General features: G+C 64.3%; 19 protein-coding genes and 5 tRNA genes. 16 read left to right on the forward strand and 8 right to left on the reverse strand.

Annotation, left to right across the window (positions count from 1 at the left end; all coding sequences use genetic code 11):
• Positions 1–91 precede the first annotated feature (91 nt).
• From B0G71_RS06260 to B0G71_RS06285, 6 genes are all read left to right on the forward strand, one after another.
• Positions 92–167: transfer RNA gene (locus B0G71_RS06260), tRNA-Ala, on the forward strand.
• Between the two features lie 155 nt (positions 168–322).
• Positions 323–398: transfer RNA gene (locus B0G71_RS06265), tRNA-Glu, on the forward strand.
• Between the two features lie 97 nt (positions 399–495).
• Positions 496–572: transfer RNA gene (locus B0G71_RS06270), tRNA-Asp, on the forward strand.
• Between the two features lie 61 nt (positions 573–633).
• Positions 634–709, forward strand: a tRNA-Glu gene (locus B0G71_RS06275).
• Between the two features lie 93 nt (positions 710–802).
• A tRNA-Asp gene (locus B0G71_RS06280) sits at positions 803–879 on the forward strand.
• A gap of 142 nt (positions 880–1,021) precedes the next feature.
• Positions 1,022–1,486 (forward strand): GNAT family N-acetyltransferase, encoded by a 465-nt coding sequence (locus B0G71_RS06285; RefSeq protein ID WP_116140486.1) that lies wholly within the window; start codon positions 1,022–1,024, stop codon positions 1,484–1,486.
• A gap of 36 nt (positions 1,487–1,522) precedes the next feature.
• Here the strand turns inward: B0G71_RS06285 and B0G71_RS06290 are convergent, their stop codons facing one another.
• Complete coding sequence (locus tag B0G71_RS06290; RefSeq protein WP_116140488.1) at positions 1,523–2,422, reverse strand: helix-turn-helix domain-containing protein; 900 nt, start codon at positions 2,420–2,422, stop codon at positions 1,523–1,525.
• Between the two features lie 174 nt (positions 2,423–2,596).
• On the opposite strand from B0G71_RS06290, the gene rraA reads away from it, so the two are divergent.
• Both rraA and B0G71_RS06300 read left to right on the forward strand, forming a co-directional pair.
• A complete protein-coding gene (gene rraA, locus B0G71_RS06295; protein WP_116140490.1) occupies positions 2,597–3,091 on the forward strand; it encodes a ribonuclease E activity regulator RraA in 495 nt (164 codons plus the stop codon).
• A gap of 88 nt (positions 3,092–3,179) precedes the next feature.
• Positions 3,180–3,581: a gamma-glutamylcyclotransferase gene (locus B0G71_RS06300; protein ID WP_116117612.1), complete on the forward strand. Its 402-nt coding sequence runs from the start codon at positions 3,180–3,182 to the stop codon at positions 3,579–3,581.
• A 208-nt stretch (positions 3,582–3,789) separates the two neighbouring features.
• On the opposite strand, the gene aceB is transcribed toward B0G71_RS06300, so the two are convergent.
• Together aceB and B0G71_RS06310 are read right to left on the reverse strand one after the other, a co-directional pair.
• The gene (gene aceB / locus B0G71_RS06305; protein ID WP_116140492.1) at positions 3,790–5,400 is read right to left on the reverse strand and encodes a malate synthase A; all 1,611 of its coding nucleotides are present in this window, start codon (positions 5,398–5,400) and stop codon (positions 3,790–3,792) included.
• An 82-nt stretch (positions 5,401–5,482) separates the two neighbouring features.
• Positions 5,483–6,298: a haloacid dehalogenase type II gene (locus B0G71_RS06310; RefSeq protein ID WP_106279583.1), complete on the reverse strand. Its 816-nt coding sequence runs from the start codon at positions 6,296–6,298 to the stop codon at positions 5,483–5,485.
• A 151-nt stretch (positions 6,299–6,449) separates the two neighbouring features.
• Between B0G71_RS06310 and B0G71_RS06315 the strand changes: the two genes are divergently transcribed.
• A complete protein-coding gene (locus B0G71_RS06315) occupies positions 6,450–7,352 on the forward strand; it encodes a LysR family transcriptional regulator (protein WP_116140494.1) in 903 nt (300 codons plus the stop codon).
• 191 nt (positions 7,353–7,543) lie between these two features.
• Complete coding sequence (locus tag B0G71_RS06320) at positions 7,544–7,978, forward strand: universal stress protein (RefSeq protein WP_012433480.1); 435 nt, start codon at positions 7,544–7,546, stop codon at positions 7,976–7,978.
• 246 nt (positions 7,979–8,224) lie between these two features.
• Here B0G71_RS06320 and aceA read toward each other — a convergent pair whose 3' ends face one another.
• The 3 genes from aceA to B0G71_RS06340 form a co-directional block, all read right to left on the reverse strand.
• Positions 8,225–9,529 (reverse strand): isocitrate lyase, encoded by a 1,305-nt coding sequence (gene aceA, locus B0G71_RS06325; protein ID WP_116140496.1) that lies wholly within the window; start codon positions 9,527–9,529, stop codon positions 8,225–8,227.
• Between the two features lie 460 nt (positions 9,530–9,989).
• The gene (locus B0G71_RS06335) at positions 9,990–11,630 is read right to left on the reverse strand and encodes a DEAD/DEAH box helicase (RefSeq protein ID WP_116117608.1); all 1,641 of its coding nucleotides are present in this window, start codon (positions 11,628–11,630) and stop codon (positions 9,990–9,992) included.
• A gap of 532 nt (positions 11,631–12,162) precedes the next feature.
• Positions 12,163–12,432 (reverse strand): acyl-CoA-binding protein, encoded by a 270-nt coding sequence (locus tag B0G71_RS06340; RefSeq protein WP_012433477.1) that lies wholly within the window; start codon positions 12,430–12,432, stop codon positions 12,163–12,165.
• A 342-nt stretch (positions 12,433–12,774) separates the two neighbouring features.
• Between B0G71_RS06340 and tsaB the strand changes: the two genes are divergently transcribed.
• Genes tsaB through B0G71_RS06360 form a run of 4 tightly spaced genes read left to right on the forward strand, consistent with a single transcriptional unit; the run spans position 12,775 to position 16,298 of the window.
• Positions 12,775–13,596, forward strand: coding sequence for a tRNA (adenosine(37)-N6)-threonylcarbamoyltransferase complex dimerization subunit type 1 TsaB (gene tsaB, locus B0G71_RS06345; protein WP_116140500.1), 822 nt, complete (start codon positions 12,775–12,777; stop codon positions 13,594–13,596).
• Positions 13,593–14,087 (forward strand): ribosomal protein S18-alanine N-acetyltransferase, encoded by a 495-nt coding sequence (gene rimI / locus B0G71_RS06350; protein ID WP_012433475.1) that lies wholly within the window; start codon positions 13,593–13,595, stop codon positions 14,085–14,087. The genes tsaB and rimI overlap by 4 nt, the downstream gene beginning before the upstream one ends.
• A complete protein-coding gene (locus tag B0G71_RS06355) occupies positions 14,074–15,288 on the forward strand; it encodes a uracil-DNA glycosylase family protein (protein WP_116140502.1) in 1,215 nt (404 codons plus the stop codon). The genes rimI and B0G71_RS06355 overlap by 14 nt, the downstream gene beginning before the upstream one ends.
• Positions 15,285–16,298: a DUF1853 family protein gene (locus B0G71_RS06360; protein WP_116148367.1), complete on the forward strand. Its 1,014-nt coding sequence runs from the start codon at positions 15,285–15,287 to the stop codon at positions 16,296–16,298. Before B0G71_RS06355 ends, B0G71_RS06360 begins: the two co-directional genes overlap by 4 nt.
• 7 nt (positions 16,299–16,305) lie before the next feature.
• Here B0G71_RS06360 and thiD read toward each other — a convergent pair whose 3' ends face one another.
• Positions 16,306–17,112: a bifunctional hydroxymethylpyrimidine kinase/phosphomethylpyrimidine kinase gene (gene thiD / locus B0G71_RS06365; protein WP_116140504.1), complete on the reverse strand. Its 807-nt coding sequence runs from the start codon at positions 17,110–17,112 to the stop codon at positions 16,306–16,308.
• A 59-nt stretch (positions 17,113–17,171) separates the two neighbouring features.
• Positions 17,172–18,479, reverse strand: coding sequence for a lysophospholipid transporter LplT (gene lplT / locus B0G71_RS06370; protein ID WP_106279598.1), 1,308 nt, complete (start codon positions 18,477–18,479; stop codon positions 17,172–17,174).
• Positions 18,480–18,700: 221 nt separating this feature from the next.
• Between lplT and alr the strand changes: the two genes are divergently transcribed.
• Both alr and radA read left to right on the forward strand, forming a co-directional pair.
• Positions 18,701–19,771: an alanine racemase gene (gene alr, locus B0G71_RS06375; RefSeq protein ID WP_106279600.1), complete on the forward strand. Its 1,071-nt coding sequence runs from the start codon at positions 18,701–18,703 to the stop codon at positions 19,769–19,771.
• Positions 19,772–19,873: 102 nt separating this feature from the next.
• Positions 19,874–21,250 (forward strand): DNA repair protein RadA, encoded by a 1,377-nt coding sequence (gene radA / locus B0G71_RS06380; RefSeq protein WP_116140506.1) that lies wholly within the window; start codon positions 19,874–19,876, stop codon positions 21,248–21,250.
• The last annotated feature ends 92 nt before the right edge of the window (positions 21,251–21,342 follow it).

Here is a 21,342-nt window from a genome sequence, read left to right on the forward strand (position 1 = left end):
ATGCGGCTTTGGAAAAAAGTCGCATGCAATTGCTCAAAGGGTATTTACAAAGCGCAATTTGGCCTCTAGAATCTCGTTTCTGTTCTGCAAGGGGGGTATAGCTCAGCTGGGAGAGCGCTTGCATGGCATGCAAGAGGTCAGCGGTTCGATCCCGCTTACCTCCACCATCAGAGCAGAGTGAAGTTGTTCCGAAGTGTGGAGCCTGTAGCAAAAAAGACTTCACAAACAGCGGTAACGTAGTTAGAATATCGGTCTTTGCTGCTGGCGAAACAGAAGTTAGCGTGAGTTAGCAGCAAGATAAAGACAGATCTGAAAAGATTATGTCCCCTTCGTCTAGAGGCCTAGGACATCACCCTTTCACGGTGAGTACAGGGGTTCGAATCCCCTAGGGGACGCCAAACATCAGCGTCGCTTTAGCGTTCGATTTATTCGAGTAGTAAGCGGCACAGCTTGCAGAGAGAAAACCAACGCTCGCAAGTCATTGATAGGCAAACTGGAGCGGTAGTTCAGTTGGTTAGAATACCGGCCTGTCACGCCGGGGGTCGCGGGTTCGAGTCCCGTCCGCTCCGCCAGACAAAGCCCGTTCATACGAACTTGAACGGGCTTTTTCATTAAAGGTGTAAGCAGTACGTTGTCCCCTTCGTCTAGAGGCCTAGGACATCACCCTTTCACGGTGAGTACAGGGGTTCGAATCCCCTAGGGGACGCCAGCAAATCGGCGTCGTTCGGTTGGAAGTTTGAACGGTGCAGCGGTAACGCAGTGGTGAATGAGCCAGTCTCATCAGCCGCGGCGCAAGAAATCTGGAGCGGTAGTTCAGTTGGTTAGAATACCGGCCTGTCACGCCGGGGGTCGCGGGTTCGAGTCCCGTCCGCTCCGCCAGATTTGAGAAAGCCCACTTCGAAAGAAGTGGGCTTTTTTTATTCCACTGTCCGGCGCGCCTGGGTATGCTCGGGACAAACAGCCATTGCCAGCGTGCGCGGCCTGTTTTACCGTTGACCCGACTCTCCCTTGTCGCCCCGCCATGTTCGATCCCACCGAAGCTCCGTTACCGTTTCATCTGCGCAAAGCCAGCATGGACGATTTCGAGTTCGCCGAGGCGCTGACACGCAACAATATGGGCGGCTACTACCACCGCCATCATCTCGTCTGGCGTGGCGATCTGTTTCTCGGCAGCTGGCGCGAGTCGGAGAATTTCATTCTCGAAATGGACGGCGCGCCGATCGGCGTGTTGCGCATCACGCAAGAGGGCGATTCGCTGCATATCCGCGACGTGCAGATTGCCGAAGGCCATCGCCGGCTCGGCGCCGGCACGTATCTGCTCGATGTCTCGCATCAATGGGCACGCGAGCGCGGCCTGCGCGAGTTGCAATTGCGTGTGTTCGTCGACAACCCTGCGGCCCGCCTCTATCAGCGCAAAGGCTATAAGCTGGCCGGGCCGCGTCTTGCGCAACTGGGTGCGATTCGCCATCTGGCGCGACGGGTTTGAGGCGTGGCGTGTGACGCCGCGGGTTTACACACTCACTCAATGCTCCGCATCGCTCTCGGCATCCGCGCGATCCCGCGCCGTCTCGTCGTCCACGTCTGTCTCGCCGTGCTCGCCATGCGCCGCCCGATGTTCCGAGCCACGCTCGATAAACGCGCGCGGACTTTCTCCGAAGGCACGGCGGAACATCGCAGAGAACGCGCTCTGGCTTTGATAGCCGAGTTCCAACGCGACATGCGAAAGCGGCCGCCCCTGGCTCAATAGCGGGATCGCGCGCGCCAGAATCGCCTGCTGGCGCCACTGCGAAAAACTCACGCCCAGCTCCTGACGAAACAGCCGCGCAATGGTGCGCGTGCTCGCGCCCACGCTGGACGCCCATTGTTCGAGCGACTCGCCATGCGTCGGGTCGGCAATCACCGCTTCGCACAGCGCGCGCAGACGCTTTTCGTTAGGCATCGGCACGGAGAGCGGCAGCGGCTCCGAGCGAGTCAGTTCGTCGAGTGCGAGGGCGCCCAGCAACCGCTCGCGCGTGGCAGAGATGCCGGGCGTGTCGAGCGCGGCAATCACTTCGCGCAGCAGATCCGAGACTTCGACGACGCGTGGCGTATCGAGACCGGCCGGCACCGTGCTTTCGGTGATGTAGAGCGTGCGCAGGAACGCGTCTTCGACGGCGACCACTTCGTGCGTCACGTGCGGCGGCACCCAGATTGCCCGCGAGGGCGGCACCATCCACGTCGTGCCGGTCGTCGCGACCCGCAGCACGCCGCGCGACGCATAGGCCACCTGCGCCCACGCATGCGTGTGACGTGCGATGCGCCAGCCCGAGGGCATCTGCCGCGAACGCACACGGATCGGATGCGTTTCGTTCGGCTGGAACTCGGGCGGAATATCGGCGAAGCGTACGAGGCTCGACAGGTTTGAGTCGGCGGACGAAGTCATGGTGAAGATCGATCCCGATAACGGAACGCGGGCAGCGCGCTCTCCCGGTACGCCGAAAGCGCCGCTAGGCAAAACCCCGTGCGGGCGGACAAACCGCCGCGGGCTTCTCATTGTAGGTGTTGCAAAGGACAGGGCGTTGCATAATGTCCCGATTACGGACCCGAGGAGAACGCCATGAGCTTTGCCACCGCGGATCTGTGCGACGCGCACGAGGACCAGCTGGCGCTCGGCACGTTGCGTGTGCTCGAGCCGGTTTTCCACCTGTTCAGCCGCGCCGAGTGTTTCAGCGGTGAGGCCGTGACGCTGAAGGTATTCGAGGACAACGCGCTCGTGCGGGCCACGCTCGAAGAGAAGGGCGCGGGCCGTGTGCTGGTGATCGACGGCGGCGGCAGCCTGCGTTGCGCGCTGGTCGGCGGCAATCTCGCGCAAATCGCGGAACAGAACGGCTGGGCGGGCATCGTCCTGAACGGCTGTGTGCGCGATGCGCTCGAACTCAACGAGGTGAATGTCGGCATTGCGGCTTTGACCACTTCACCACGGCGCGGCCGGAAGCTCGGCACCGGTGAGCGCGACGTGGCGGTGCAATTGCCCGGCGCGCTCGTGCGTCCCGGCGAATGGATCTACGTGGATATCGACGGCGTGCTCGTGGCGAGCGCGGCGCTGAACTGAACCCAGCCCGGACTCGAGCTCGAACAGAGCCGGAAACAGAACTGGAAACAGAACCCTCCCAAACCTGATTCAAGGAGAGCAAACGACGATGCAGACCGTCTTTGTATACGGCACATTGCGCGCCGGTGAAGTGAACGACATCCGCCACGCCGCGGCGCGCAACGAGATCGCCGCGCCCAATCTGCTCGGCACGGCCACGGTGCGTGGCCACCTATTCGACTTCGGCTCGTATCCCGGCCTCGTGGTCGACGAAGCCGGCGTCGACGTGATCGGCGACGTCTACGAGATCGACGACGAACTGGTCGCCGTGCTCGATGAAATCGAGGCGGTCTATCCGGGCGTCGAGGATCGTTTCCTTGCGCGCGAAGTGATGGTGAAAGTCGACGGCAACGTCGTCAACTGCCGCTTTTATCCCGTTGCACCGAATGTGGTGAAGGGCTTGCCTGAAATCAAATCGGGCGACTGGATCGAGCACCGCAGCACGCGCTGACCAGGCGGCGCTACGGGCGCATAAAAAACGGCCCGGCAGGCATACGCCTGTCGGGCCGTCCGGTCGGTCAGCCTTGCGACTCAAGCCACTTCACGCCGCGTGCTAAAGACGCGTGAAGGCGGGCTTGTTACTGCGTCGTCCGTTGTTGATGCATCGGAGTGCATTTGAATGACTGCGCCCGATGCATGCGCGAGGCCTGACGCCAGCCTCAAATTTCCTCGTACAGCGGCAGCGTGAGGAAGTCGGTGAACTGTTCCGACGTCGACATTTCTTCGAAGATCTGCGCGGCGCGCTCGTACGGCCTGGTATCGCCGCCCACGGCCTGCTTTACCTTCTCGAGTTCCTGCGTCGCCAACTCGCGCACCAGTTCCGCCGTCACCTTGCGGCCGTCTTCGAGCTTGCCCTTCGGCGAGCGGATCCACTGCCACACTTGCGAGCGCGAGATTTCCGCGGTGGCAGCGTCTTCCATCAGATTGTGAATCGGCACGCAGCCATTGCCCGCGAGCCACGCGCCCAGGTAGTGAATGCCGACGTTGATGTTGTTGCGCAGACCGCCTTCGGTGATCGGGGCTTCCGGACGGAAGTCCGTCAGGTCGGTGGCCGTGACGAGCACGTCGTCGCGTTGCTTGCCTATCTGGTTCGGCTTGTCGCCGAGCACCTTGACGAACTCTTCCATCGCGATCGGCACGAGGCCCGGATGCGCGACCCAGCCGCCGTCGTAGCCGTCGCCGGCATCGCGCGCCTTGTCCGAACGCACGCCGCCCATCGCCTTCTCGTTCGCGGCCGGATCATTCTTGATCGGAATCAGCGCGCTCATGCCGCCGATCGCCGGTGCATTGCGGCGATGGCAAGTCTTTAGCAGCAGCAGCGCGTAGGCGCGCATGAACGGCGACGTCATCGTGATCTGCGAGCGGTCGGCCAGACAGAAGTCACGGTCGGCCTTGAACTTCTTGATCGCCGAGAAGATGTAGTCCCAACGGCCGGCGTTCAGACCCGAGCTGTGTTCGCGCAGCTCGTACAGGATCTCGTCCATTTCGAAGGCTGCGACGATCGTTTCGATCAGCACCGTCGCGCGAATCGTGCCGCGCGGCACGCCGACGGCTTCCTGTGCGGCGACGAAAATGTCGTTCCACAGACGCGCTTCGAGGTGGCTTTCCATCTTCGGCAGATAGAAGTACGGCCCCGAGCCGCGCGCCACCAGTTCCTTCGCGTTGTGCACCATGAAGAGCGCGAAATCGAAGATGCCTCCCGACACGCGCTTGCCGTCCACCTTCACGTGCTTCTCGTCGAGATGCCAGCCGCGCGGACGCACGATCAGCGTGGCGACCTTGTCGTTCAGTGTGTACGACTTGCCGTTCTGTTCCAGCGAAATCGTGCGGCGCACCGCGTCCTTCAGATTGATATGGCCGGTGATCTGGTTATCCCAGCTCGGCGCATTCGAATCCTCGAAGTCGGTCATGTACGAATCCGCGCCCGAATTCAGCGCGTTGATGATCATCTTGCGTTCGACCGGACCGGTGATTTCCACGCGACGGCATTGCAGATCCTGCGGCAGCGGCGCGATTTTCCAGTCGCCTTCACGCACGCTTTTCGTTTCGGCGAGGAAGTCGGGGCGCTCGCCGGCGTCGAGGCGCTTCGTGCGTTCCACACGCGCCTGCAACAACTGCTGGCGGCGCGGCTCGAACGTGCGATGCAGCGCGGCGACGAGTTCAAGCGCTTCGCGCGTGAGGATCGCGTCATAGCCCGGCTTGAGGTCAGCCGTGATTTCCATGCCCTGCGGCAACTGCAACGGTGAATGCGAGGACTGCGGGCTTGCCATGTTTTCTCCTTGGTCGGTCAGATTGCAACGGTGCAAATGTTGAGATGCGGTAGTTGTGCGTCGCGTTAGCCAGCAGTAACCGTCATGCGCCAGGGCTGTGGCGCGTGCGGCTGCCGCCGGCACCGCTGCTGCGGCCGGGCGACGCGGGGTTCTTCAGAAAAGCGAGCAGATCGGCCATGCCTCCGCCCGCGCCATGCGGCGTGACGCCCAGTTCTTCGGCTGGGGCGTTCTGCCGGTTGAGCCAGAAAGTGGTGAAGCCGAACCACGTCGCGCCCGCCACATCCCAGCCGTTCGACGACACGAAGACGATCTCGCGCGGTAGCGCGTCGAAGGCTTGCGTGCCGAGCGCGTAAGCGGCGGGCGAGGGTTTGTAGGCGCGCACGGCGTCGACGGAGAGAACGCGGTCGAACAGGCGCGTCATGCCGGCGCTCTTCACGGCGACGTCGAGCATTTGCGGATTGCCGTTCGAGAGAATCGCGAGGCGCGGCGGCGGGGTGGGTTCACCGCCCGCGCGCGCCGCTGAGTCAGGGGAAGCTTCGCGCAACTGCCGCAGCGCGGCCACGGCGTCGGGGAAAGCGGACAGGCACGCGTATTCGTCCATCAGACGCTTCTCGGCCGTGCGGCCCAACGTGAGCTGAAGTTTTTTTGCGGCAAAGCGCAACGCGTCGAGCGTGATGTCCCAGAACGGCCGGTAATGCGCGCCGGGTGCGTCCGCGGAATCGGCGAGCGTGCGCAACTGCGTGTATTCGATCTGTTTTTGCCGCCACAACTGCGAGAGCGCGTCGCCGCGGCCGGGGAACATCTGCTCTGCGGCGGCGATCACCGAATGCACGTCGAAGAGCGTGCCGTAGGCGTCGAAAATCACTGCTTTAGGGGAGAGTGTCGTTGTGGCCGACATTGCCGTGCACTCCTGTCAGAGGTCAGGACGGATTGTATTAGTGATGCCGGACGCTAAAAAAGAGGCTAAACATCACTTGATCTTTTACTTTCATCCGCCTAATCTGACGCGCACCGACCACTTTCCCGCCTAGACGCGGCTCCCATCGCTCATGGACCGTTTCAAGCAGATCGAGACTTTCGTGACCGTCGCGGCGAAAGGCAGCCTGTCTGCAGCGGCTTCGGCCGAAGGCGTCGCGCCGGCCATCATCGGCCGCCGCATCGACGCGCTCGAAGAGCGCCTCGGCGTCAAATTGCTGGTGCGCACCACGCGCAAGATCACGCTGACCTTCGAAGGCTCGGCCTTTCTCGAAGACTGCCAGCGCATCATTCACGAGATGCAGAACGCCGAAGCCAGCGTGTCGGCGGGCGGCGTAAAGGCGAGCGGCCATTTGCGGCTGTCCGCGCCCGCAGGCTTCGGGCGGCGGCACGTCGCGCCGCTGGTGCCGGCCTTCACGGTCGCGCATCCGGACGTGTCGATCACGCTCGACCTGTCCGACCGCCTCGTCGATCTGGTCAACGAAGGTTTCGACTGTGCGGTGCGTCTCGGCGAGTTGCCGGATTCGTCGCTGGTGTCGCTCAAGCTCGGCGAGAACCGCCGTGTGTGCGTGGCGTCGCCAACGTATCTGAGCCGGCGCGGTGCGCCGCACAGCCTCGCCGACCTCGCGCATCACAACTGCCTCGCGCTCGGCGCGAGCGCCAACCAGCAGCGTGGCTGGATGTTCCAGCAGGGCGACAAGGTCGTGTCGATCAAGGTGTCCGGCACGATGGAATGCTCGGACGGCGCGGTGCTGCACGAATGGTGTCTCGAAGGCTACGGACTCGCCTGGCGCTCGTGGTGGGAAGTCGGCACGGACATCGCGGCCGGGCGGCTCGTCAGCGTGCTCGACGAATTCGCCGCGCCGCCCATCGGCATTCACGCGGTGTTTCCGCAGCGCCGTCACTTGCCGTTGCGCGTGCGGCTGTTTCTGGACTTTCTCAAGCATACGTACGGACACCCTGACTACTGGGGTTGAACATGCGGAAGGCCGGGTGCGCGGCGGATGTTGCTGGCGCCGCCGCGAACACGGGGTTTCCGATATGCGGGCAGACCCTCGACAGATTCATGTGCTCAATTCCGCGACCTACAATCGATTCAAGCGGCTCGTAAGCCGAGCCTCGTTGGACGCCGACGCCGCGCTCTGCGCAGTCGGCGACGGAGGGCATCATGTTCAGGCACATCCTGGTTCCGACCGACGGTTCCGACCTGTCGCGCAAGGCGATCGACGGCGCCATCGATCTCGCGCAAGCCGTCAATGCCCACGTGACCGCCTACGCGTGTCTGCCGCAATACCCATACTCGCCGTTCTCCGATGTCGTGGTCGAACCGCCCTCCGAATTCCTGCAGCGCAGCGAGCGCGAAGCGCGCGTGCATCTGCGCGAGGTGGAAATGGCGGCGCGCCGTGTCGGCGTCACGGTCGACAGCCGGACCAGCGTGCACCCGGCGCCGTATCTCGGCATCATCGAAGCGGCGGAGCAGGGCGGCTGCGATGTGATCTTCATGGCCTCGCATGGCCGGCGCGGTTTGGGCAGCCTGCTGATCGGCAGCGAAACGCAGCGGGTGCTCACGCATACCAAGATTCCGGTGATCGTGTATCGCTGAAATCGCGGGCGAAAAAAACGCGCCGGCGGTGAGGCCGGCGCGCGCTGTGTTCGCCGCACAATCCGTTGTGCTGGCTTTCTCTCCACTGCTGCTGCGAGCTCTCCCAAGTTCCGCTGCGAGACTTCGGCCGTCGGGTGCGGTTCGACTTCCGCCCCGACGGCCTCGCTCCTCCCTGTGACGGCGGCTCTCTGACGGCGCCGCTTTTCGTCTATCTGCCTTGTTCCAGCGATCAGACCGCGTGCCTGCTTACGCGACCTTCTTGTCGAAGAACTGTTCGTCTTCCGTCGAGCCGTGCAGCGCGGTCGTCGATGCTTCGCGCTCGACCGTTTGCGTCACGGCGTCGAAGTAGCCCGTGCCGACTTCGCGTTGATGCTTGACCGCGGTAAAGCCCTTTTCGGCGGCAGCGAATTCAGCCTGCTGCATTTCGACGAAGGCCGTCATCTGGTTGCGGGCATAGCCGTGCGCGAGGTTGAACATTGAGTAGTTCAGCGCGTGGAAGCCGGCCAGCGTGATGAACTGGAACTTGTAGCCCATCGCGCCGAGTTCGCGCTGGAACTTGGCGATGGTCGCGTCGTCCAGGTTCTTCTTCCAGTTGAACGACGGCGAGCAGTTGTACGACAGCAGTTGGTCCGGGTACTCCTTGCGGATCGCGTCGGCGAATTTCTTCGCGAACTCGAGGTCCGGCTTGCCGGTTTCGCACCAGATCATGTCGGCGTACGGCGCGTAGGCGAGGCCACGCGAGATCGCCTGTTCAAGACCCGGCTTGGTGCGGTAGAAGCCTTCCACCGTGCGTTCGCCCGTCAGGAACGGCTTGTCGTTGTCGTCGATGTCCGACGTGATCAGATCGGCGGCTTCCGCATCGGTGCGCGCCAGCAGCACGGTCGGCGTGCCGGAGACGTCGGCGGCCAGACGCGCGGCCGTCAGTTTGGCGATGTTTTCACGCGTCGGCACGAGCACCTTGCCGCCCATGTGACCGCACTTCTTCACCGAAGCCAGTTGATCTTCGAAGTGCACGCCCGCAGCGCCTGCTTCGATCATCGCCTTCATCAGTTCGAACGCGTTCAGCACGCCGCCGAAGCCGGCTTCCGCATCCGCCACGATCGGCTGGAAGTAGTCCACATAGCCTTCGTCGCCGGGATTCTTACCTTCCGACCACTGGATCTGGTCGGCGCGCGTCAGCGTGTTGTTGATGCGCTTCACGACGAGCGGCACCGAGTTCGCCGGATACAGCGACTGGTCCGGGTACATTTCACCGGCGACGTTCGCGTCGCCCGCCACTTGCCAGCCAGACAGATAGATCGCCTTGAGGCCGGCCTTGACCTGCTGCATGGCCTGATTGCCGGTCAGCGCGCCGAGCGAGTTCACGAACGGCTCGTTGTTTACGCTTTCCCAGAGCTTTTCCGCACCGCGCTTGGCGAGCGTGTGCTCGACTTGCACCGAACCGCGCAGGCGGATCACGTCTTCCGCCGTGTAGCTGCGCTTCACGCCTTTCCAGCGCGGATCGGTTTCCCATTGCTGTTGGAGTTGCTTGACTTGTTCTTGACGGGACATGGTGTGCTCCTTGGTTGCCTGTATGGATGGGTGACTCTTTTCTTCGTCGAAGCGGGCGGCCGGTTGAGGCGTTTCGTTTCGTGAAGTCTTGTATAAGAGTCTAGGCAAATCGATGGTCGCGCAACAGCCGCCCGTACGGCCTTTTTGAATATTTATTTGTATTTAAAATCAATTAATTACGATGAGCGTTTCGCATTAAGAAACGACTTTTCCCATCTTGCAATAGGCGCTCTTGTGCCGTGCAGCACGATTTTTTACGACGCAAAAAAATTTTCCACATCGTGAAATTTGGGGCGCGCCGATTGATGGGCGAAAAAAAACCGGCGCATGAGCACCGGTTTCTTCCGACTGACGAACGGCGAGAAGCCGTCCGGGTCTTTTTTCAAGCTGACTGCTGACAGTACTGGATGAGCGCCGCAACGGGCCGAAGCCCTGATGCAGAGTACGCCCGTCTCAGTACTTAGCTGCCGCGACGCGCCGTACGCGGGCCGTCGCTGCGGCGTGCGCCGTAGCCGCCGTCGCGCGAACCGCCGTAGCCTTCACGCGAACCGCCGCCGAAGCCGCCTTCGCGCGAGCCGCCGCCAGCCGACTTACCGGCCCAGCCGCCGCCGGTGCCGCTACCGCTACGCGCACCGCCGCCGTTACCGGCCGGCTTGCCCGAACCGCTGCCGAAGCGACGGCCACCGCCGTTGCCACCGCCCGGACGGCCGCGGCCGCCAAAGCCAGGACGGCCGTTGCCCGACGGAGCCGACTTGCGCGGCTCGAAACCTTCGACGACGCTGACCGGCAGCGGGGTACGCACGAAACGCTCGATGCGCTTGAGCGCGCCTTGCTCGGCGTGGTGCACGAGGCTCACCGCGATGCCCGAGCGGCCAGCACGGCCGGTACGGCCGATACGGTGCACGTAGTCTTCAGCGAACTTCGGCAGGTCGTAGTTGAACACGTGCGTGATGCCCGGGATGTCGATACCACGAGCGGCGACGTCCGTTGCCACCAGTACGCGGACACGGCGCTCGCGCAGTGCCTTGATCGTGCGGTTACGCGCGCCTTGCGGCAGATCGCCGTGCAAAGCTGCCGATTCGAAACCGGCATCGGCCAGACGACCTGCAAGCTGGTCGGCGTCCATCTTGGTTGCCATGAACACGATAGCCTGGTCGAGGCCCTCGTCGCGCAGCAGATGGTCGAGCAGACGATCCTTGTGATCGCGGTCATCCACGTAATGGACGGTTTGCGCGATGTTGGTGCGCTGTTCCAGGCGCTGAACGATCTCGATACGCTCCGGATCCTTCAGCAGGCGGCCCGTCAGCGAGCTGATCTTGCCGTCGAGCGTGGCCGAGAACAACATGGTTTGACGCGAAGCCGGCGTAGCGGCGACGATCGTTTCGATGTCTTCGATGAAGCCCATGTCGAGCATGCGGTCGGCTTCGTCGAGCACGAGGATCTGCAGTTGCGACAGATCGATACGGCCGCGTTCCAGGTGGTCGATCAGACGGCCCGGCGTGGCAACCAGGATTTCCGGGTTCTTGGCCAGCAGCATCAGCTGTTGACCATAAGCGACGCCGCCCAGAATGCTGACGGTGCGCAAGCGCTTCAGGTGCTTGCCGTACGTGGCGGCGGCGGTGGTGACCTGCATGGCGAGTTCGCGGGTCGGTGTCAGAACCAGCATGGTCGGACGGGCAACCGGTTGCGGACGACGCGTGCGGGCGCCGTCAGCCGGACGCGGTTCACGCGGCTGGCTGGCTTGTGCTTTTTGCAGTTGCGAGAAACGTTCGATGGCGGGCAGCATGAACGCGGCGGTCTTGCCCGAACCGGTCGGGCTCGAGACCATCAGATCGCGGCCGGCGATGCCAGCCGGGATTGCGCGTTGCTGAACCGGAGTCGGGTTCTGGTAACCAGCGGCGGTCAGCGCGGAGACGACGTCCGCGGAGAGACCGAGCGACGCGAACGACGGGCCGGTCGGCACTGCGGCTTCTGCTGCGACGGCTTCCGGAGCGACAGCAACGGCTGCGGCTTGTGCGGGTGCTGCGTCACGGCTTTCGAGACCGAGGGCTTGATCGGCGATGGCGTTCAACGGGCTGCTGGGGGTATTGCTCGAAGTCATGAGAATCCTTGGTAAATCCTTGGTACACACGGAATTAAAACGTCGGCGCCAATCGGCATACCCAAGTCGTCGGATTCAGCGAGCAAAGAAGCAGCGAGCAAATCGAAAAACGGGGGCAGCTCGCGGCAATGAAGGCGAGCTTTTCGTTAGAAGCTGTATCGGATGCGACATGCCAACACGGCGTGCCGCCAGCCTGGGACATGATCGCCCGGAGGGGCTAGGCAGGAGGGGACAGGTTCTAAACTGGATTGGAGCTAAACGCTACGAGGCGCTGCGCCGCAAAGGCCGCTAGAGGAAAGCCGGGCAAAGCAGTGAAGCGCAGGCAGCATTGTATAGCCTTTTGCTGCACTGCGCCACTATTAGGAATTTTCCTGGCGGAAAAGTTTGTGCCGGGGTGCTGTTCGGGCGGCTCGACAGGCGGCTGCGCCGGCCGGCTATCGTCGTGCCGGCGCGGTTCAGGGCGATTCGCCGTCGGCCGGGGGCGGATCAGGCAATCGTTCGCGTGAAGTCGCCTGGCATCGATCGGGACCAGTCAGGCCGACGCGCCGCTCTTGAGCGATTCGACGAGTTCGACGTATTGCTGCTTCGCGGCGTCTTGCGCGGTGCCTTTGAGCGCGGCCCACGCGTCGTACTTGTATTTGCCGACGATGTCGGTGAAGCCGGGTTTGTCGCCCTGAACGTCGCCGCGGGTGGCCTGCTTGTAGAGCGCGTAAAGGCGCAGCAGCGTGAGATTGCCCGGACGCTCCGGCAGTTGCTGGACGTCTTCGTGGGCTTGGGTGAACTGGGTGTCGATGTCGGTCATTGTCGTTTGCCCGCCAGGCGGGATCGGGATTGAACTCGGCTGACGATCATAACAACTGGATGCCCCGGCAGGGGCCGAGGGCTCATTCCAAACGCCGGCCGGCGATGCGGCGCAAGACGGACAGGCTCGGGCGCGAGGCGAACCCGGTTTGGCGCAAACTGGGCCGCTGCTGGGCGCAAGCCATATGCGCCTCGCGCGAGGTGGACCACTTTCGCACGATCCAAACCACTTGGCGCGACCCAAGCCAGCCTCGCGAGCGGGCAGCCACCTTCGCGCGACCCGAGCTACCTCGGCGCATGCCAAACCACATTTGCGCGCGCCGTGCCGATTACAATACGGTCCATGACTCAAACTGTGCTCCTCGCCCTCGATACCTCGACCGAATTCTGCTCGGTGGCGCTTTTGTCCGCCGCCGGCAACGCGGCCGGCGCGACGCCTGAAGAGGCCCGCGCCGAACCGCATCTGTGGGTGCGCCACGAGCAAACCGGCGCGGTTTCCAGCACGCGCCTGCTCCCCGCCATCCGCGAACTTTTCGACGAAGCCGGCCTGACACTGGCGGACTGCGACGCCATCGCCTTCGGTTCCGGTCCCGGCTCGTTCACCGGGTTGCGTACCGCCACCGGTGTCGCCCAAGGCCTCGCGTTCGGCCTGAATCTGCCGGTCGTGCCGGTCAGCACGCTGCTCGCCTGTGCGGAGAGCGCCCGCCTGCGCGATCCGTCGGCGACGCGCGTGCTCGCCGCGCTCGACGCCCGTATGGACGAAATCTATTGGGCCGACTACGCGTGGGACGACGCGCAAGGTGAATGGCGCACGCTGCAGGCGGCTTCGCTCGATGCGCCGGACCGGCTCGTTTTGCCCGACGTCCCCTTCACGCTGGCAGGCAATGCCGCCGCGGCGTTCGGCGCGCGGCTGCCCGCAGTCGCCGCGGCGCGCAGCGTCGACAGCGAAGCGCTGCCGCATGCCGTGCCGCTAGCGCACGCCGCGCTGCGCGCGTTGCGGGCGGGTCGCACGGTGCCCGCCGACCAGGCCGCGCCGGAATACGTGCGCGACAAGGTCGCCCAGACCACCGCCGAACGGGTCGCCGAGAAAGCCGAGAAAGCCGCCAGGGCCGAGCAGGCCGCCCGACTCGCGCACGACGCAGCGCAAGGCGAGGGCCGGCAATGAGTGGCGTGTTGCTCGCGGACCGCTACATGTCGCCGATGACTGAAGGCGATCTGGATGAAGTCGCCGCCATCGAAAAAATCGCATATGAGTTTCCCTGGAGCCGGGGCAATTTTGGCGACTCGCTGCGCAACGGCTACTTCGGCGTCTGTCTGCGCCATGTCACGGGTACCCTGATCGGCTATTGCGTGCTGATGCCGGTCGTCGACGAAATGCATCTGCTCAATCTATGCGTGACGCCCGCGGCGCAAGGCGCCGGCGCCGGGCTCGCGCTGCTGCGCGAAGCCGTGCGCATTACCCGCGCTGAAAAACTCGAGGGGCTGTTGCTGGAAGTGCGACCGTCGAATCATCGGGCGATCCGGCTTTACGAGCGCTTCGGCTTCGCTTCGATCGGCCGGCGCAAAAACTATTATCCGGCGCGGCATCGCAGCCGGGAGGACGCCATCGTGATGCGTTTCTCGTTTGCCACGGAGGGCGCAGATGGCGCTGCATGAATCGGTTCTGGAAGAGTTCGGACTCACACCGCTGTGGGTGCGTCGGGGCATGGCGGCGGAGCAGGAGCCGGTCGCTGAACCGCAGGCGCAAGCCGCGGCCGTGGTCGGGCAGGGCGCGGCTGTGCCGGATGCGCGTCGTGATGATGCGCGTGGGGCGGCGCCAGGGCTGCCGCCCGTTGCTCGCGCGCAGGAAGCCTCGCAGCCCGCGATGCGCGCCGCCGACGTTCACCAAGCCAACGCCGCGCCGGCGCCAGGCGAACGCGGCGCGTCTGGACGTCCGGATCAGGCATCGCCCGCGGCCGGGGCACGCGAACGGTTCGCTGAGCGCCAGCCGCCCGCTGACACGCGCTCAGGCGAGTCGTCGCGGTCCATGCAGAGCGGTGCGCAAACCGAACCTCAAAGGCTGCCTTCACAAGACCCGATGCCAGGCCGGATGCAAGCGTCGGTCGAGGCAAGCCAGCCGCAAGCACCGCAGTCGGCACGGCCCCAGCAACCCCGCAGCCCCGAGCCACCGGCATTCGACGCGCCACCCGACGACGATTTCGCCTGGTTTGACGATCTGCCGACCCAGGCTCCCACGGACGCACGCCACGAAGCCCCTGCGGCGCCGGCAATCCACACGCTCGACTGGGATGCGCTGAGCGAGCGCGTCGCCGCCTGCCAGCTTTGCCGTCTGTGCGAGAAGCGCACCAATACGGTATTCGGCGTCGGCGATCGCGGCGCCGACTGGATGCTGATCGGCGAAGCGCCGGGTGAGAACGAGGATCGTCTGGGCGAACCGTTCGTGGGCCAGGCCGGCAAGCTGCTCGACAACATGCTGCGTTCGCTGACGCTCGCGCGCGACACCAACGTCTATATCGCCAACGTGATCAAGTGCCGGCCGCCCGGCAACCGTAATCCCGAAGCGGACGAAGTCGCGCGTTGCGAGCCGTATCTGCAACGTCAGGTCGCGCTGGTCAAGCCGAAGCTGATCGTCGCGCTCGGCCGCTTCGCGGCGCAGAGTTTGCTGAAGACCGAGGCGAGCATTTCGTCGCTGCGCGGCCGCGTGCACGAATACGAAGGCGTGCCCGTGATCGTCACCTATCACCCGGCGTATCTGTTGCGCAGCCTGCCCGATAAGGCGAAAGCCTGGGCCGACCTGTGCCTCGCGCGCGACACTTGGCGGGCGGCCGGCGGCACGCCGTCGAACGCGTCGAAGTGAAGTCCGGCGAGGGTCCGGCGCTCGGTTCCGCCGCGACGCCCGGCATCGATGCCGCGAGCCGTGATGCGCTGCTCGACGCCTTGCGCGACGCCGCCGTGCGCGATCTCGCCTGGCTGCTGCTGAGCGCCGACCTGTTGCGCCCGCAACCACCGGTCGGCGCGCTGGCGAATCCCTTCGACACGCCACAGGAAGCACAGGCGACCCTCGACTGGCTGCGCGCGCTCGACGCCGCGCCTGAACCCCTGCATCACGAACTCGCGGCGACGCGCATCACGCGCCTCGGCCGCTACGCCGAACGGCTGCTCGGCTGGTTCCTGCAGCATGGGCCGGCGGCGCGGCTGGTGGCGGCGGGCGTGCCGCTACGGCGCGGGGGCGTCACGCTCGGCGAATGCGATTTCCTGGTGCGGACGCGGCGGGGCGCGCGGCTCCATTGGGAGTTGGCCGTGAAGTGCTATCTGCATGCCGGCGACGGGCGCGCGCAGTTATCCGCGCAGTTATCCGACTACGTCGGCCCGAATCTGAAAGACCGCTTCGATCTGAAACTCGCTCATATGCTCAATCATCAATTGCCGTTGAGCGCGCGTGAGGAGTTTGCCTCGGTCGGCTACGCGGGTCCGTGGACGCCGCAGATGTTCATCAAAGGCTGGCTGTTTTATCGGCATGGCGAAACGTCGGTCGATCCGGTCGAACTCGATCCGGCACATGGTCGCGGCTGGTGGGTGACGCGCAGTGATTGGCCGGCGTTCGCTGCGGCGCATGCGGAGAAATGGCGGACATTGCTGCGGTTGGAATGGCTGGCGCCGCGACGCCATGCGGCTCTTGAGGTGCGGAGTGCGGACCTCGCATTCGTCGATGCGAAAACGCTCGCCGGGCAAACGTTGCATCAGCACGGACCGGCGATGGTGGGTGCGTTCGTCGAGGATAGCGCAGGCAATCTGATCGAGCGCTCGCGCGGCTTTATCGTGCCGGACGAATGGCCCGAGCTGGCGCGACACTACGCGCGGCAGTAGCGGCGCGTCACCACCACCGATAAAAATGATGCACCGGCCCCACGCCACCGCCGACGTCGAGCCGATCGCTCGCCTGCAGCGCGCCGGTCAAATACTGCTTGGCATCGGCGACGGCGCTCGCCAGATCGCCGCGCTGCGGAATCAGCGCCGCAATCGCCGACGACAGCGTGCAGCCCGTTCCATGCGTGTTCTTCACCGGCACTCGCGGGCCGCCTAAACGAAGCGTGCCGCTTTCCTGCACCAGCCAGTCCGGACTATCCGCGGCGCTCAAATGGCCGCCCTTCATCAGCACCGCGCGTGCGCCGAGCGCCCGCAGTGCTTCGCCTTGCTCGACCATGCCGGCTTCGTCGGTCGCGGCTTGCACGCCGAGCAGCGCGGCCGCTTCCGGCAGATTGGGCGTCAGCAGATCGGCGAGCGGCAGCAATTCGTCGCGCACCGCCGCGACCGCGTCCGGCAGCAGCAGCGCGTGGTTGCTCTTCGAAATCATCACCGTGTCGAGCACGATGTGCTTCGGTTTGTGACGGCGCAATGCATCGGCGACCGCGCGCGCGATCGGCGCGTTCGCCAGCATGCCGATCTTCACGGCGTCGATGCGGATGTCGTCGAACACCGCATCGAGTTGCGCGGTAATGAAGCCGGGGTCCGGCGCGTGAATCGCGGTGACGCCGCGCGTGTTTTGCGCGGTGAGCGCGGTGATCACGCTCACGCCGTACGCGCCGAGTGCCGAGAAAGCCTTGAGGTCGGCCTGAATGCCGGCGCCGCCGCCGGAATCGGAACCGGCGATCGTCAGCACATTGGGAATCGGTTGAGTCATGGCAATGCGAGGAAGGAGGAAGGCACGGGCCGCGACGTGAGCGGACGACCCGCCGCGAATCAGTGCTTGACTTCGCCGATCAGCGCGACTGAGTCGAACGCGCGCTGGTTGGCCTGGTGGCGCCGCATCACGAACCACATCATCACGCAGACGAAGGTGCCGAATAGCACGATCACCGCCGTGACCGGCACGTCGAGCCATACCAGCACGGCGTAGAGGCACAGCATGACGAGCACGGAGAGGTTTTCGTTGAAGTTCTGCACGGCGATCGAGTGACCGGCCGACAGCAACACGTGCCCGCGATGCTGGAGCAGCGCGTTCATCGGCACGACGAAAAAGCCCGACAGGCCGCCGACGATCATCAGGAAAATATACGCGACGATCAGATAGCCCGGTAAGTGCACGCGGCCGAAATAAATGCCCCAGTGGGCAGGGAACAGGTCGCGTGTATAGAACGCCATCAGCATCACGGCAATGCCCATCATGATGCCGACCGGCAACACCGACAGCGACTTCTTCAGCGGCACGCGCGAGGCCGCGAAGATCGCGCCGGCCGCCACGCCCACGGCCACCACTGCCTGCAGAATGGCCGCTTCGGACAGCGACATGTTCAACGACACCTCAGCCCATTTCAGCACGATGAATTGCAGCGTCGCGCCCGCGCCCCAGAACAGCGTGGTCACGGCGAGCGAAATCTGGCCGAGCTTGTCGCGCCACAGCACGAGGAAACAGTCGGCGAAATCGGTGACGAGTTTGATCGGGCCGCGTTCCTGTTTCGGATAGCGCGCGCCGGTGTCGGGAATGCGCAGATTGAACAGCGCCGCGATAACGTAGATGGCCATGATGACCAGCATCGCGGCTTCGGCGGGGGTGTTGACGGACGGTATGTGGTGCCGCAGGATCGGCGCGGCGATGTGCGGGCTGATGAGCGCTCCGCCGAGCACCGTGCCGAGAATGATCGAGCCGACGGTCGTGCCTTCGATCCAGCCGTTCGCGGCGACCAGCCGGTCAGGCGGCAACAGCTCGGTGAGAATGCCGTATTTGGCGGGCGAGTAGGCCGCCGCGCCGAAGCCGACGATTCCGTACGCGAGCAGTGGATGCGCGCCCACCAGCATCGTGATGCAACCGACGACCTTGATGGTATTGGTGATGAACATCACGCGTCCTTTCGGACGGGAGTCGGCGAAGGCGCCCACGAACGCGGCGAGAACGACGTACGACAGCACAAAGAACAGCTTGAGCAGCGGCGTCATCCAGTTCGGGGCGTGAAGATCTTTCAGCAGTGCGATAGCAGCGATCAGAAGCGCATTGTCGGCCAGCGACGAAAAAAACTGCGCGGCCATGATGGTGTAAAAACCTTTTTTCATCTGATGCGATGCTGTCCTCGCTGCGGTCTGTCCGCCCCGGCCGCTGGTTGAGCGTCCGGGCTTATGCCGTTCGTCGAAATGGGTTGTGCGCACGGCTTTATATCATGAAAATAGATGCATTCGGACTAGCAGAATCCTTGATCGCACCGCCCAGCGGGCTACGGAGCGCTGAAAACGCACTGTAAGCCGCTGATTCGCAAGCGTCTTTACGAAAATATCCCATGCCGCGCCCGCTCTCAGCCACGATTCATACCTCCGCTCTCGCCAATAATCTCGCCGTTGCCCGGCGCTATGCACCGAAATCCAAAATCTGGGCCGTCGTCAAGGCCAACGCATACGGGCATGGCCTTGCGCGCGTTTTTCCGGGCCTGCGCGCAACCGACGGCTTTGGGTTGCTGGACCTCGAAGAAGCCGTGAAGTTGCGTGAATTGGGTTGGGCCGGCCCGATTCTTCTGCTCGAAGGCTTCTTTCGTCCGACCGATATCGATGTGATCGACCGCTACAGCCTGACCACCGCGCTGCATTCGGACGAACAGTTGCGCATGCTCGAAATGGCGCGCCTGTCGAAACCGGTCAATATCCAGTTGAAGATGAACACTGGCATGAATCGCCTCGGTTACACGCCGGAGAAATTCCGCGCCGCCTGGGAACGGGCGCGCGCTGCCCAGGGCGTCGGTCAGATCACGTTGATGACCCATTTCTCGGACGCCGACGGCGATCGCGGCGTGGACTATCAGGTGCAGGCGTTCGAGCGCGGCGCGCAAGGCATTGCCGGCGCGCGCAGCCTTGCCAACTCGGCGGCCACGCTGTGGCACCCTGCCACGCATTTCGACTGGGTGCGCCCGGGCATCATCATGTATGGCGCATCGCCGTCCGGCGTCACGGCGGCGATCGAAGGCACCGGCCTGCAGCCCGCCATGACGCTCGCCTCGGAACTGATCGCCGTGCAGACACTTGCCGAAGGCCATACGGTCGGCTACGGATCGTCTTTCAAGGCGCGCGGGTCGATGCGCATCGGCGTGGTGGCGTGCGGCTACGCGGACGGCTATCCGCGCGTCGCGCCGGAAGGCACGCCGGTGATCGTCGACGGCGTGCGCACGCGGGTCGTCGGGCGCGTCTCGATGGACATGCTCACCGTCGACCTGACGCCGGTGCCGACCGCCAACGTCGGCTCGCGCGTCGAGCTGTGGGGCACCTCGCTGCCGATCGACGACGTCGCGCAGGCGTGCGGCACCATCGGCTATGAGTTGATGTGCGCGGTGGCGCCGCGCGTGCCGGTGCGGGCGGAGTAAGGCACGCAAACCCGGCGCGCAAACCAGGCACGCAACCCGGTGCGCGCCCGGCCCCACATCAAGCGTTTCAATCCCAAAGAACAGCAACACAGGCAATAACGCGTGGCAAAACCCAAAACGTTGTACATCTGCAGTGAATGCGGCGGGCAATCGCCGAAATGGGCCGGGCAGTGCCCCTCGTGCAATGCATGGAACACGCTGGTCGAGTCGGTGGCGGAAGCGCCGTCTACGCACCGCTTCCAGTCGCTCGCGAAGAGCGCGCCCGTGCGCCGTCTCGCTGATATCGATGCATCCGACGTGCCGCGCTTTTCCACCGGCGTGAGCGAGTTCGACCGCGTGCTCGGCGGCGGGCTGGTGCCGGGCGGCGTGGTGCTGATCGGCGGCGATCCGGGCATCGGCAAATCGACGCTGTTGCTGCAATCGCTAGCGGAGATCGCCGCCGACAAACGCGCGCTCTATATCAGCGGCGAAGAGTCGGCCGCGCAGATTGCGTTGCGCGCGCAACGGCTTTCGTTGCTCGAACCCGGCTCGAAGGCAAGCGAGCTGCAATTGCTGGCGGAAATCCAGCTCGAAAAAATTCAGGCGACGATCGCCGAGCAGCGGCCCGATGTCGCGGTGGTCGACTCGATTCAGACGGTCTATTCCGACGCGCTGACATCCGCACCGGGCTCGGTCGCCCAGGTGCGCGAGTGCGCGGCGCAACTCACGCGCATTGCCAAGCAGTCGGGCACCACCATCATCATGGTCGGCCACGTGACCAAGGAAGGCGCGCTGGCCGGGCCGCGCGTGCTCGAGCACATCGTCGACACGGTGCTGTACTTCGAGGGCGACACGCATTCCTCGTACCGTCTGGTGCGCGCGATCAAGAACCGCTTCGGCGCGGTCAACGAACTCGGCGTGTTCGCCATGACCGAGCGCGGCTTGCGCGGCGTGGCCAATCCGTCGGCGCTGTTTCTGTCGCAGCACGAACAGTCGGTGCCGGGTTCCTGCGTGCTGGTGACGCAGGAGGGCACGCGGCCGCTGCTGGTCGAGGTGCAGGCTCTTGTGGACTCGGCCAACGCGCCGAACCCGCGGCGCCTCGCCGTCGGTCTGGAGCAAAACCGGCTCGCGATGCTGCTGGCGGTGCTGCACCGGCATGCCGGCATCGCGTGCTTCGATCAGGACGTGTTCCTGAACGCCGTGGGCGGCGTGAAGATCACCGAGCCCGCCGCCGACCTGGCCGTGCTGTTCGCGATTCACTCATCCATGCGCAACAAGCCGCTGCCCAAGGGGCTGGTGGTGTTCGGGGAAGTGGGCCTCGCCGGCGAAATCCGGCCGTCGCCGCGCGGTCAGGAGCGCCTGAAGGAAGCCGCCAAGCTGGGCTTTTCGGTTGCGGTGATTCCCAAGGCCAATGCGCCGAAACAGCCGATCGAAGGCTTACAGGTCGTTGCGGTCGAACGGATCGAACAGGCCATCGACCGGGTCCGCACGCTTGAATAGACCGGGGTTCGGGCGCCTGGCGGCGCCCGACGTTCTGTAATGACCGGTAAATATCTCCATATTGGCTGTAACCTACCCGACATTCCTTTTTC

Origin of the sequence: Paraburkholderia sp. BL27I4N3, assembly GCF_003386115.1 — a bacterium.
Classification (GTDB): domain Bacteria; phylum Pseudomonadota; class Gammaproteobacteria; order Burkholderiales; family Burkholderiaceae; genus Paraburkholderia.